Annotated in this window: 11 protein-coding genes; 5 read left to right on the top strand and 6 right to left on the bottom strand. The window is 73.1% G+C overall.

Going from position 1 to position 11,857, the window contains the following annotated elements:
- Nucleotides 1–16: 16 nt before the first annotated feature.
- The 3 genes from ACSHXC_RS26630 to ACSHXC_RS26620 form a co-directional block, all read right to left on the bottom strand.
- A complete protein-coding gene (locus ACSHXC_RS26630) occupies nucleotides 17–1,279 on the bottom strand; it encodes an NAD(P)/FAD-dependent oxidoreductase (protein ID WP_438294012.1) in 1,263 nt (420 codons plus the stop codon).
- 109 nt (nucleotides 1,280–1,388) lie between these two features.
- Nucleotides 1,389–2,669: a deoxyguanosinetriphosphate triphosphohydrolase gene (locus tag ACSHXC_RS26625; RefSeq protein WP_438294011.1), complete on the bottom strand. Its 1,281-nt coding sequence runs from the start codon at nucleotides 2,667–2,669 to the stop codon at nucleotides 1,389–1,391.
- A gap of 100 nt (nucleotides 2,670–2,769) precedes the next feature.
- Nucleotides 2,770–3,777: a sirohydrochlorin chelatase gene (locus tag ACSHXC_RS26620; protein WP_438294010.1), complete on the bottom strand. Its 1,008-nt coding sequence runs from the start codon at nucleotides 3,775–3,777 to the stop codon at nucleotides 2,770–2,772.
- Nucleotides 3,778–4,036: 259 nt separating this feature from the next.
- Here ACSHXC_RS26620 and ACSHXC_RS26615 point away from each other — a divergent pair, with 259 nt between their 5' ends.
- Nucleotides 4,037–4,717, top strand: a complete 681-nt coding sequence (locus ACSHXC_RS26615; protein ID WP_438296840.1) for a SanA/YdcF family protein — start codon at nucleotides 4,037–4,039, stop codon at nucleotides 4,715–4,717.
- A 302-nt stretch (nucleotides 4,718–5,019) separates the two neighbouring features.
- Nucleotides 5,020–7,134: a molybdopterin oxidoreductase family protein gene (locus ACSHXC_RS26610; protein WP_438294009.1), complete on the top strand. Its 2,115-nt coding sequence runs from the start codon at nucleotides 5,020–5,022 to the stop codon at nucleotides 7,132–7,134.
- Here the strand turns inward: ACSHXC_RS26610 and ACSHXC_RS26605 are convergent.
- Nucleotides 7,088–7,546, bottom strand: coding sequence for a gamma-glutamylcyclotransferase family protein (locus ACSHXC_RS26605; protein WP_438294008.1), 459 nt, complete (start codon nucleotides 7,544–7,546; stop codon nucleotides 7,088–7,090). The two genes, ACSHXC_RS26610 and ACSHXC_RS26605, sit on opposite strands and share 47 nt — an antisense overlap.
- On the bottom strand, nucleotides 7,543–7,887 hold the full coding sequence (gene cutA / locus ACSHXC_RS26600; protein WP_438294007.1) for a divalent-cation tolerance protein CutA: 345 nt from the start codon (nucleotides 7,885–7,887) through the stop codon (nucleotides 7,543–7,545). The genes ACSHXC_RS26605 and cutA overlap by 4 nt, the downstream gene beginning before the upstream one ends.
- 200 nt (nucleotides 7,888–8,087) lie before the next feature.
- Here cutA and ACSHXC_RS26595 point away from each other — a divergent pair, with 200 nt between their 5' ends.
- Together ACSHXC_RS26595 and ACSHXC_RS26590 are read left to right on the top strand one after the other, a co-directional pair.
- Nucleotides 8,088–8,918, top strand: a complete 831-nt coding sequence (locus ACSHXC_RS26595) for a hypothetical protein (protein ID WP_438294006.1) — start codon at nucleotides 8,088–8,090, stop codon at nucleotides 8,916–8,918.
- Nucleotides 8,918–10,225 carry an ATP-binding protein gene (locus ACSHXC_RS26590; RefSeq protein WP_438294005.1) on the top strand — a complete coding sequence of 436 codons (1,308 nt, stop codon included), beginning with the start codon at nucleotides 8,918–8,920 and terminating at the stop codon, nucleotides 10,223–10,225. The genes ACSHXC_RS26595 and ACSHXC_RS26590 overlap by 1 nt, the downstream gene beginning before the upstream one ends.
- 88 nt (nucleotides 10,226–10,313) lie before the next feature.
- Here ACSHXC_RS26590 and ACSHXC_RS26585 read toward each other — a convergent pair whose 3' ends face one another.
- Nucleotides 10,314–10,922 (bottom strand): NADPH-dependent FMN reductase, encoded by a 609-nt coding sequence (locus ACSHXC_RS26585; protein ID WP_438294004.1) that lies wholly within the window; start codon nucleotides 10,920–10,922, stop codon nucleotides 10,314–10,316.
- 70 nt (nucleotides 10,923–10,992) lie between these two features.
- Between ACSHXC_RS26585 and ACSHXC_RS26580 the strand changes: the two genes are divergently transcribed.
- Nucleotides 10,993–11,772, top strand: coding sequence for an aminotransferase class IV (locus ACSHXC_RS26580; protein ID WP_438294003.1), 780 nt, complete (start codon nucleotides 10,993–10,995; stop codon nucleotides 11,770–11,772).
- Nucleotides 11,773–11,857: the final 85 nt, after the last annotated feature.

Here is an 11,857-nt window from a genome sequence, read left to right as displayed (position 1 = left end):
GGGGACGGTACGACACTCAGGGTGCGAGGGAGCCGAGCGCGACGGCCGGATCGGCCAGCGCCTCGGTGTCCACCTGGGCCCCGCCCCGGATCAGGGCCTGGATCGGCTCTGTGACATCCCACACGTTCACATTCATCCCGGCCAGGACCCGGCGCTCCTTGAGCCAGAACGCGATGAACTCGCGCTTGCCCGTGTCCCCCCGGATCACCACCTGGTCGTACGAGCCCGGCGGCGCCCACCCCGAGTATTCGAGCCCGAGGTCGTACTGGTCGGAGAAGAAGTACGGGACACGGTCGTAGCTGACGTCCTGGTCCAGCATCGAGCGGGCCGCGGCCGGGCCGCCGTTCAGGGCGTTGGCCCAGTGCTCGACGCGCAGCCGGGTGCCGAGCAGCGGGTGGTGGACGGCGGCCACGTCGCCCGCCGCGAAGATGTCCGGGTCCGAGGTGCGCAGCGAGGCGTCCACCGCGATGCCGCCGCCGTGCGCGCGGTCCGTCATGGCCAGGCCCGCGTTCTCGGCGAGCGAGGTGCGCGGGGCGGCGCCGATCGCGGCCAGCACGTCGTGCGCCGGGTGTTCCTCGCCGTCGTCGGTGCGGGCGGCGAGCACCATGCCGTCCTGGCCGACGATCTCGGTGAGGCGCACCCCGAAGTGGAAGCGGACGCCGTGCTCGGCGTGCAGATCGGCGAAGAGCTGGCCGAGCTCGGGGCCGATCACGTTGTGCAGCGGCGTTGCCTCCGGCTCGACGACGGTGACCTCGGCGCCGTACCCCCTGGCGGCGGCCGCGACCTCCAGGCCGATCCAGCCGGCGCCCGAGATGACGAGGTGGCCGTTGTCGCGGCCGAGCGCCTTGAGGACGTGCTTCAGCCGCTCGGAGTGGGCGAGGCGGCGCAGGTGGTGGACGCCCGCCAGGTCGGTGCCGGGGATGTCCAGACGGCGCGGCTCGGCGCCGGTGGCGAGCAGCAGCCGGTCGTACTGGATGACGGTGCCGTCGCCGAGCCGGACCGTCTTCGCACCGCGGTCGATGGTGGTGACCATCTGGCCCAGGTGCAGCTCGATGTCGTTCTGCGCGTACCAGGCGGGCTCGTGCACGAAGACGCTGTCGCGCTCCTCCTTGCCGGCCAGGAACCCCTTGGACAGGGGCGGCCGTTCATAGGGGTGCTCGCGCTCGTCGCCGATGAGGATCACCCGCCCGTTGAAACCCTCGGACCGGAGGGTCTCGGCGGCTTTCGCCCCCGCGAGACCGCCTCCGACAATGACGAATGTCCGATCTGCGTCGACCACTTGATGCCTCCTCGGTGCTTGCTGCGCGACGCCGCCACCTGCGAGCGTCCCGCACGGAGCGTGATGGGGGAAGAGGGCTTGCTCCGTTGGGACGCGGCGGCGGCTGGGATTACCGGTGGTGCACGGTGAGTCTGGAGTGAAGCGAGCGGGCCGCGGCGTCGGTGAGCGAGGCGATCTGGTCGACGATCACCCGCTTCTTCGTACGGTCGTCGCCCGCCTCGTCGTACAGCGCCCGGAACTGCGGGTCGAGCCCCTCGGAGGGGGCCCGCGCGGTCAGCGCGTCGGCGAGCTCGGCAAGGACGACGCGCTGGTCGGCGCGGAGCCGCTCCTGCTCGTCGCGCTGCATGACGTAGCGGTCGGCCACCGCCTTCAGCACGGCGCATTCGTTGCGGGCCTCGCGCGGCACGACCAGCTCCGCGCCGTACCGCATGAGGTGCCCGGTGCCGAAGGCCGCGCGCGTCGCGCCCTCGGCGGCCAGGCAGAACCGGCCGATGAGCTGGCTGGTGGCGTCCTTGAGGCGGGCCTGGGAGACCGCCGTGCCGTCGTAGCCGTGCGGCCACCAGTCCTGCTCGATGAGCCGCTCCAGGGCCTCGGCCAGCTCCTGCGGATCGGTGTCGGCGGGCACGTACCGGCCGATCGCGACGCGCCAGATGTCGGCCCGCTCGGCCTCCGAGAAGAGCGCGTTGGGGTCGATGTGGCCGGCGTGCAGACCGTCCTCGAAGTCGTGCACCGAGTACGCCACGTCGTCCGACCAGTCCATGACCTGGGCCTCGAAGCACTTGCGGTAGGGCGTGGCGCCCTCCCTGACCCAGGCGAAGACCGGCAGGTCGTCCTCGTACACGCCGAACTTCACCGAGGCGGGGTCGGTGGGGTGACCGCCGCGCGCCCAGGGGTACTTGGTGGCCGCGTCCAGGGCGGCCCGGGTGAGGTTGAGGCCGACGCTGACCGGCTCGCCCGTCACCGAGGAGCGTACGAAGCGCTTCGGTTCGAGCCGGGTCAGCAGGCGCAGCGACTGGGCGTTGCCCTCGAAGCCGCCGATGTCCTTCGCGAAGTCGTTCAGCGCCTGCTCGCCGTTGTGGCCGAACGGCGGATGGCCCATGTCGTGGGCGAGGCAGGCGGCTTCGACGAGGTCCGGATCACAGCCGAGGGCCGCGCCCAGCTCACGGCCCACCTGTGCGCACTCCAGCGAGTGCGTGAGCCGGGTGCGCGGGCTCGCGTCCCAGGCCTGGCTCCGCGAGCCGGGCGTGACGACCTGCGTCTTGCCGGACAGGCGGCGCAGCGCCCCCGAGTGCAGCACGCGCGCGCGGTCGCGCTGGAAGGCGGTGCGGCCGGGCCGCTTGTCGGGCTCGGCGGCCCAGCGTTCGGTGTCGGCCTCGGCGTAGAACTCCATGCACCGACAGTAAACGGAGTCACTGACAAGTGGGCTCAAGGGGGCGTCGAGGCCCGCCGTATGCGGACAAGGTGGAGACCGGTTCGGAGCGGGGTCCGCCTCAGGCGGAGGCGAGGGCGGACGCGAGCGCGGAGGCGGGTGCGGGGGCGCGGAGGGGGGCGAGCCCGGCGTCACGCGCCGTCGCCGGCGTGCGTGTCAACGCCTCTTCGTAGCGGTGCAGTACGAGCCTGGCCATGGCCGGATGCGCACCCATGGGGGCGGCCGCGATCCACGGCGCCTTTGCCGCGCTTTCGGCCGCGAAACGTCCCGGAGCGGTGAAGTACGAGGCGACCGCGACCCGGTGCCTGCCGCGCGCGGCGAGGGCGCGCAACGCCTCGGGCACGGTGGGCGAGGTACGGGGCCTCCCCTGCTCGAACGGAGTTGAGAGCTTGGGGAACGATGCGTAGGCGGGCAGCACCGGCACCCCGCCGAGGCGCTCGCTCAGCAGCATCGCGGTGCGGCGGGTGTCGGCGGCCGAGTCGGGGTCGCGCGATCCGGCGGCGGCGAGCACGACCCCGGTGCCGCGCACGGTACGGGCGTCGAGGTGCCAGCCCGCTTCGACGAGCCGCCCGTACAGCGCCTCGACGAGCAGCGGATGCGGGCCGAGCGGGGCCGCGACACGGGCGCGAAGGTGCCGGCCCGCCGTGGCGAGGGCGTGCGGAATGTCGTGCTTGACGTGGTGGCCGCGGCCGAGCAGCAGCGGCACGACGACGGCCTCGCCCTCAATGCCGGCCAGGGTGTCGGGCAGCAGCGGGCGGTTCAGCTCGATGTGGCCGAGCCGGACGTCGAGGCCCGGCCGCAGCTCGCGGACCCGTTCCAGTAGGGCGCCGACCGTCCGCAGCGCGCCGGGGTCGCGGCTGCCGTGCGCGACGGCGACGAGGGCGGGGCGGGCGGCGGGGGTCATGGAGGTGCGGGTTCCGTTCAGTCGTACGTGGCTGAGCTGGCTGCCCAGTTGGGCCGTGATGCGGGTGAGGAGCTGCGCGGTGCTGTCGAGCGGAACAGGCTCGCTCGGCAGCGGGGTGGGGGGCTGGCTCTGCGGAAAGAGGTGGCTCGGCTCCGGCTCCGTCATGCACCGATCCTGCCGGGCGCACGTTGCCGGGCCGTTGCGCGGCGGTGACGGGTGGTTTCCATGGCCTCACGGGGGAGTCGGGGGCGGGGTGCGGCGAGGCGCTCCGGCTCCGTGCCGTCGGCAAAACCCCCCGCGAGGCAGGGGCATGTCACAGAGCTGTACGGAGCGCGCCCGGCGGCGAACCGGTTCTCCGCCCGTGACGTCCCTCCCCTCGTACACCGACGAAGATCACCAGTACGCCGCTCTCCAGGGGGACCACGTGCCGCGCATCCGACTGAAGCGACCGCGTCTGCCGCGCACCCGCGCGGGCCGGCGCCGCCTCGTGCAGGGCGTCGCCGCCGCGTGCGTGCTCGGGCTCGCGCCCGCCACCTGGATGTACGCGACCACGAGCGACCGCATCGGCACGGTGGCCGACGCCCCGGCGTCCGGGGTGGCCGTGGTGTTCGGGGCCGGGCTCTGGGACGGCAAGCCCTCGCCGTACCTCGCCCACCGGCTCGACGCGGCCGTGGAGTTGTACCGGGCGGGCAAGGTGAAGGCGGTCCTGGTCACCGGCGACAACGGCCGGCCCGCCTACGACGAGCCCGACGCGATGCGTGGCTATCTCGTCCAGCACGGGGTGCCGGACAAGAGCGTGGTCAGCGATTTCGCGGGGTTCGACACCTGGGATTCGTGCGTACGGGCCAAGAAGATCTTCGGCGTCGACCGGGCCGTCCTGGTCAGCCAGGGCTTCCACATCCGGCGCGCGGTGGCGCTGTGCGAGGCCGCGGGCGTGCGGTCCTACGGCGTCGGCGTCGACGCCGTGCACGACGCGACCTGGTACTACGGCGGCACCCGCGAGGTGTTCGCCGCGGGCAAGGCCGTCCTCGACGTGGTGTTCCAGCCGGACCCGACGTTCCTCGGCCCGAAGGAGCCGGGGGTCGCCCGGGCGCTGGCGGGCTGACGACCGGCGACCGGCGACCGGCGACCGGCGACCGGCGACCGGCGACCGGCGACCGGCAGACAACGGACAGCGGACAGCGGACAGCGGACAGCGGACAGCGGACAGCGGACAGCGGATAACAGCTGACAGCGGATAACAGCTGACAGATGTCCGACGATGCCCGGCAGACAACCGCTGACAGACACCGGCCGCCACCGCCGCCCCTCCTCACCACCGCCTCCCGGCCGGAATGAGCCCCCCGCCCCGCCCGCGTAACCCGCGCACGGACGCAGGTGTAACACCCCAGTCGTAGCCTGGAGCGCATGCCCATAGATGCGCCCGCGTCCGCCGCCGTGACCCCCACGCACTGCCCGTACTGCTCGCTCCAATGCGGCATGGGGCTGCGGGCCACGGGCGGCGCGGACGGCGGACTCGATGTCGTCAGGCGGAACTTCCCCGTGAACCGGGGCGCGCTGTGCGGCAAGGGGAGTTCCGCGCCCGCACTGCTCTCCCGGGGCCTGAGGCTGACCGAGCCGCTCGTCCGGCGCCCCGACACCGGCCTGCTCGAACCGGCCACCTGGGGGGAGGCCCTGGAGCTCGTGGCCGAGCGGCTCGGCTCCGTACGCCAGGGGTACGGGGCCGACGCGGTCGGGGTGTTCGGCGGCGGCGGGCTGACGAACGAGAAGGCGTACGCGCTGGGGAAGTTCGCGCGGGTCGTGCTCGGCACTTCGCAGATCGACTACAACGGGCGGTTCTGCATGTCGTCGGCGGCGGCCGCGCACCAGCGGGCCTTCGGCGTCGACCGGGGGCTGCCGTTCCCGTTGGAGGACGTGGCGCGGACCGGATGCGTGATCCTTGCGGGGGCGAACCTGGCCGAAACGATGCCTCCCGCGGTGCGCTATCTGCGCGAACTTCGGGAGAACGGCGGCAAGTTGATCGTCGTCGACCCGCGCCGCACGAAGACCGCCGAGCAGGCCGACCTGCACCTCGCCCCCCGCCCCGGCACCGACCTCGCCCTCGCGCTCGGCCTGCTGCACCTGGTCGTGGCCCAGGGGCGCGCCGACGAGGAGTTCATACGGGAGCGCACGTCGGGGTGGGAGGCGGCGCGCGCCGCCGTGATGGCACACTGGCCCGAGCTCGTGGAGAAGATCACCGGCGTTCCCGTGCCCCAACTCCGCGCCGCCGTGGCCATGTTCTGCGACGCGCCGGACGGCATGGTGCTGACCGCGCGCGGCGCCGAGCAGCACGCCAAGGGCACCGACACGGTCGGCGCCTGGATCAACTTCTGCCTCGCGACGGGCCGGGCGGGCCGCCCGCTGTCCGGATACGGCTGTCTCACCGGCCAGGGCAACGGACAGGGCGGCCGCGAACACGGCCAGAAGGCCGACCAGCTGCCCGGCTACCGCAAGCTGACCGACCCCGCGGCGCGCGCCCATGTCGCCGGGGTGTGGGGCGTCGAGCCGGACTCGCTGCCTGGGCCGGGGCGCAGCGCGTACGAGCTCCTCGACGCGCTGGGCGGTGAGGTGAAGGCGCTGCTGGTGATGGGGTCGAACCCGGTGGTGTCGGCGCCGCACGCGGCGCACATCGAGGGCAGACTGCGCGCGCTGGACTTCCTCGCGGTCGCGGACGTGGTGCTCTCGGAGACCGCCGAGCTGGCGGACGTGGTGCTTCCGGTGACGCAGTGGGCGGAGGAGACCGGCACCATGACCAATCTGGAGGGCCGGGTGCTGCTGAGGCGGGCCGCGGTCACCCCTCCGGAACACGTACGCAGCGATCTCGAAGTCCTCAACTCCCTTGCGGGGCTGCTCGGTTCGGAGTCGGTGGCCAAGGGGTTTCCGGTCGGTCCCGAGGAGGTGTTCGAGGAGCTGCGGCTCGCTTCGGCGGGCGGGGCCGCGGACTATGCGGGCATCAGCTATGCCCGGATCGAGGCCGAGGACGGGGTGTTCTGGCCGTGTCCCGAGGAGGGGCATCCGGGGACGCCCCGGCTGTTCCTCGACCGGTTCGCGACCGAGGACGGGCGGGCGCGTTTCGTGGAGGTCACCCACCGCGAGCCGGACGAGGAGACCGACGCGGACTATCCGGTGGTGCTCACGACGGGCCGGGTGCTCGCCCAGTACCAGTCGGGCGCGCAGACCCGGCGGGTGCCGGAGCTCAATGCCGCCGCGCCCGGCGCGTACGTCGAGATGCATCCGCTGCTCGCCGGGCGGATCGGGGTGGCCGACGGCGACGCGGTGACGGTGACCTCGCGGCGCGGGCGGGCCACCGCCCCGGCCCGGGTGACCGGCGCGATCCGTTCGGACACCGTGTTCATGCCGTTCCACTGGGCGGGCGAGGGCCGGGCCAACAACCTGACGAACCCGGCGCTCGACCCGGTCTCGAAGATGCCCGAGTTCAAGGCGTGCGCGGTACGGGTGGAGCGGGCCGGGCCGGCCACGTGAGCCAGTCGCCGCCGGGGATCGGGGTGCCGTCGGCGATCAGCTCGCGGGCCAGGCGGGGCGCGGCGAGATAGGTCCACGCCCGTACGGGCCGGCCGCCCGCCAGGGCCTCGCGCACCAGGCGGTCGTAGACGTTGCGGGGGTGGCCGGGGCCGACGTATTCCTCCAACGCGTCGAGCGCGGCGAGGAGTTCGGGGTAGGCGGCGGGCGCGACCTCGATGAGGGTGCCGGTGATCGTTCCGTCCCCGGCTATGGCGTACGGGTAGCCGGGGCCGTCGTACAGAAGGGCGCCGCTGAGCAGCGCCGGACGCTCGGAGACCGTACGGCCTTGCAGGAAGCGCCGGTAGTAGCGCTCGCCGGGGCGGAGCGTGCCGTACACGAAGAAGGGGAGCGGCGGCTCGGCGGCGGGGGTCATCGGGCGGTCGTCTCGGCCGTGATCCAGGACAGATACGCCGGACTGCCGGCGACCACCGGGGTCGCGATGATCTCGGGGGTCTCGTAGTCGTGGGCCGCCAGGAGGTGGCGTTCGAGCTCGGGGTAGCGGGCGGCCGTGGTCTTGAAGAGGACCTGCCATTCCTGTGTCGTCTCGATGCCGCCCGCCCAGTGGTAGACGGAGGTGACGGGGCCCACGATCTGCGCGCAGGCGGCGAGGCGGGCCTCCACCGCGCCGCGGGCGAGCGCCGCCGCCTTGTCGGCACTGTCGGTCGTGGTCTGCACGGTCGTGGCCTGCGCGGTCAGCCGATCGGCCGATGTCACGGCGTCCTCCCTCGGTGGTGCGGCCGGGTCCGGCCGGAATGGCAAGAGTCGTCCGGCAGGGCCCTACGTCCCGAACCTGCCTGCCGGTGCGGAGCGTACGCACGGCTGTTACATGTTGTCCCGGTTTCCGTGATGGTCCGCTCCTAGTGTCGATGGGCGGGCCGGTGTCCCGGCCGCCTTCCCTACCCCGCCACCCCACCATGATCCAGACCTTCCGGATTCTCCGCGCCGCCGCCATCGCGGGCATCGCCGCCTTCGGCATCGCCGCGGTGGTGCTCGCCCTGTCCGGCTGCGGCTCGCGGTCCGGCCTGGTGGAGGGCGGGCAGGCCTCCGCGGTCGCCCTCCAGCCGAGGCCCCAGGAGCTGTGGCCCGCCTGGTACGAGAGCGAGACGCGGCGCGACGGCGTGATGGCGTCCGGCCGGGGAGAGCCGCCGGTTCCGCTCCCCGCATCGCTGAAGGTGCCGAAGGAGGGACTGCGCGGCATGGACCCGATGGCGATCCTGAAGGCCGACCCGCGCGCCAAGAGCCTCGTCCGGCTGCCCATGATCGACCGCCCGGGCCGGCCCGGCATCCGCCCGCCGGTCCTCCACGACCTGACCGGCCAGGACGGCTCGACCGAACTGATCGTCGCGGCGGATCTGGAGACCCGGCGCACGGTCGTCATCGTCTACACGGTCCGTGACGGCCGGGTCGTCCCCGTCCTCTACACCGTCGGCACCCGCCTCGCGGTGGAGGCCGTCGGCACCGATCTGGTGACGCGGGGCGCCGCGGACGACGGCGCCGAGCAGGCGGTCCGCTACCGCTGGGACGGGGCCCGCCTCTCCCCCGTGAGCGACATCAAGACGTACAAGGACATCGCCCCGAAGGGCCAGGACACGAAGGACACCAAGGACGACCCCGAGACCCCCGGGCCGCGCAGGACGCCGGGACCCGCGAAGTCGGGCGGCCCTGTGAAGACGGACGGTCCTGCCAAGCCGGGCGGGTCGAAGACGTGGACGAGCGGCTCGCTCACCGGGAAGGGCGCCTCGTGATGCGCGCCGTGCGGCGCCGGTGCCGCGCTCTGCTCGCCCGCACCCGCGGGCTGACCCAGGGTCTGAGTCTGCGCTGGAAGATCGCCGCACTGCTCGCGGCGGGCTGCGCCCTGGTGGCCGTCACGATCGGCCTGCTCATCCACCAGTCGCGCGCCGCGCAGATCGCCTCGACGGCCCGCGAGTCCGCGACCGCGCAGCTCATCCGCGTACGTCAGCTGTACGAGCTGACCGGCCAGGTCGACCACGGCGACACCGAGGCTGCGCTCGACCACCCGGACCTGCCCGAACCGCTGCGGAAGTCCGCCCATGACGGAAAGCGGAGCACCTTCCTGGACCTGGACGGCCCGCACCCGGCGGTGTGGGCCGCGCGGCCGGTGGGCGACCGGGTGCTCTCGGTGCGGCAGCCTCTGGATGCCATGGTGAACGAACTCCAGGAACTGGACGGCCAGTTGGTGGCCTGGGGCGCGGTCGTGGTCGGGCTCGCGGCGCTCGGCGGGGTAGGGCTCGCCGGCCGGCTGAGCCGTGAGCTGCGTACGGCCGCGGCCACCGCGCGCCGGATCAGCCGGGGCGAACTCGACGCCCGGATCGGCCAGTCGGCACCCGCCGGGCGCCAGGACGAGGTGGCCGAACTGGCCTGCGCGGTCGACACGATGGCCGCGTCGCTGCAGCGCCGCCTGGAGGCCGAGCAGCGCTTCACGGCGGACGTGGCGCACGAGCTGCGCACCCCGCTGACCGGGCTGCACACGGCCGCCGAACTGCTGCCCCCGAGCCGCCCGACCGAGCTGGTACGGGACCGGGTCTCGGCCCTGCGCACCCTGACCGAGGACCTCCTGGAGGTCGCCCGGCTCGACGCGAACGCGGAGGAACCCCACCTGGAGGTGCTCCCGCTCGACCGCACCGTGGAGGGCATCCTCCAACGGTGCGGACTGGCGGTGGAGTTGGCGCGGTCCGAGCGGGTTCCGGATGGCCCCGGCGGCGCGGACACGCTCGTACGCACCGATGCGCGCCGCCTGGAGCGGATCGTCGCCAACCTGATCGCCAATGCCCGGCGGCACGGCGCCGAGCCGGTCGAGGTGACGGTGGACGGCGCCTCGGTCAGCGTGCGCGACCACGGGCCCGGCTTCCCCGAACGCCTCCTGAAGGACGGCCCCCAGCGCTTCGTGACCGGCGCCGAGGAACGCGGCCAGGGCACGGGCCTCGGCCTCACCATCGCCCTGGGCCAGGCCCAGGTCATCGGCGCGGAGGTGGCGCTGCGGAACGCGGAGGACGGGGGCGCGGTGGCGGTGGTCTCGCTGCCGGCGGGGTGAGGTTGGGGTTGGAGTTGGGCGGTCGGCTATCAGCCATCAGCCGGTGATGGTCAACTGACAGATTCCGACCGCCCATTACTGTCCCCCCTCAGCCCGCGTACGGACGTATCCCCTTCGCGTCGCGCAGCGCGTGCGCCCACCACGCGACCTGGTCGAGCATCTTCTTCACGGCCGCGTCGGCCTGGGAGGGCTCGCGGTGCTCGCCGTCCTCGTCGAAGAGGCCGTGGGCCTGATGGAAGCTGACCGTGTCCCGCACGGTGACGGCGTGCATCTCGGCGAAGACCTGCCGCAGCTGCTCGACGGCCCGCAGGCCGCCGGAGATCCCGCCGTACGAGACGAAGCCGACGGGCTTGGCCTGCCACTGGACGTAGTGCCAGTCGATCAGGTTCTTCAGCGAGGCGGGGAAGGAGTGGTTGTACTCGGGGGTGATCACGACAAAGGCGTCAGCGTCCGCCAACTTCGGTGAAATGACGGAGAGTTGGGCCGCGACGGCGGGCGACGGATTATGGGAGATGGTGGTCGGCAGCTCGGCCTCGGCGAGGTCGAGCACCTCGATGTCGAGGCCCTGGTGCTCGCGGGCCCGGGCGAGGAACCAGTCGGCGACGACCGGCGCGAACCGGCCCTCGCGGTTGGAGGCGACGACGACGGTGACCTTCAGAGCGGAAGAAGCAGCCTGCTCGGCTGGGGTGATGTCCATGCCGAGAAGGATTCAACCTCAAGCCCGCTTGAGGTCAAGCGTGGTCCGACGGCGAACTATCTTGAGGCCCATGACACTTCCGTATGTCGAGATCGACGGCCGCCCCGCCGATGCCGAGAACCTGCTCGTTCCCGCACTGACCGGCGGCTACGGCCACTTCACGGCCATGCAGGTGCGCGACGGACGGGTCCGCGGCCTGGCCCACCACCTGACCCGCCTGGACCGGGCCACCCGCGAGCTGTTCGGCCCAGGCCTCGACGGCGAACGGATCCGCTCCCTGACCCGGCAGGCACTCGACGCCTGCGGCCGGTCCGAGGCGGCGGTACGGGTCTACGTGTACGGGCCGGCCGACGCGCCCACCCCGATGGTCGTCGTGAACGAGCCGGTCGACATGCCGTCCACCGCGCAGTCGCTGCTCTCCGTGCCGTACGAGCGCCCGATCGCCCACCTCAAGCACCTCGGCGGCTTCGCCCAGGGCTACTACGTCCGCCTCGCGGAGCGCCAGGGTTTCACCGAGGCCCTGCTGACCGGTCCCGGCGGTGTCGTCGCGGAGGGCGCGATCACCAACATCGCGTTCTGGGACGGCAGTTCGGTGGTCTGGCCGAACCGTCCCGCGCTGCTCGGCGTCACCATGGCGGTGCTCGAACCCCGGCTCGCGGCGTACGGCCTGAAGTCGGCGCACCGCGAGGTGACCCTGGCCGGGCTCGACGCGTACGGCGCGGCCTTCGTCATGAACGCGCGCGGCATCGCCCCGGTGGGCCGGATCGACGAGCGCGAGTTCGCGGTCGACGCGGAGCTGATGAAGGTGGTGTGGCGGGCGTACGAGGAGGCGCCCTGGGACGTGATCTGAGGCGGATCCGAGGCGGGTGACCATCACCCGTACGGCCTACACCGAGTCACTCGTTTACCCCCCGCCGACGGGCGGAGCGGCCCGT

Source organism: Streptomyces sp. HUAS TT7 (assembly GCF_051550175.1).
Classification (GTDB): Bacteria; Actinomycetota; Actinomycetes; order Streptomycetales; family Streptomycetaceae; genus Streptomyces.
Note: the sequence above shows the minus strand (reverse complement) of the source record. Positions and strands in the feature narration are given on the sequence as shown.

Coding starts and splice junctions, on each gene's coding strand:
- ACSHXC_RS26580 (WP_438294003.1), top strand. CDS start 10,993: ATGACACTTCCGTATGTCGAGATCGACGGCCGCCCCGCCGATGCCGAG.
- ACSHXC_RS26625 (WP_438294011.1), bottom strand. CDS start 2,669: ATGGAGTTCTACGCCGAGGCCGACACCGAACGCTGGGCCGCCGAGCCC.
- ACSHXC_RS26585 (WP_438294004.1), bottom strand. CDS start 10,922: ATGGACATCACCCCAGCCGAGCAGGCTGCTTCTTCCGCTCTGAAGGTC.
- ACSHXC_RS26590 (WP_438294005.1), top strand. CDS start 8,918: ATGCGCGCCGTGCGGCGCCGGTGCCGCGCTCTGCTCGCCCGCACCCGC.
- ACSHXC_RS26605 (WP_438294008.1), bottom strand. CDS start 7,546: ATGACCCCCGCCGCCGAGCCGCCGCTCCCCTTCTTCGTGTACGGCACG.
- ACSHXC_RS26595 (WP_438294006.1), top strand. CDS start 8,088: ATGATCCAGACCTTCCGGATTCTCCGCGCCGCCGCCATCGCGGGCATC.
- ACSHXC_RS26620 (WP_438294010.1), bottom strand. CDS start 3,777: ATGACGGAGCCGGAGCCGAGCCACCTCTTTCCGCAGAGCCAGCCCCCC.
- ACSHXC_RS26610 (WP_438294009.1), top strand. CDS start 5,020: ATGCCCATAGATGCGCCCGCGTCCGCCGCCGTGACCCCCACGCACTGC.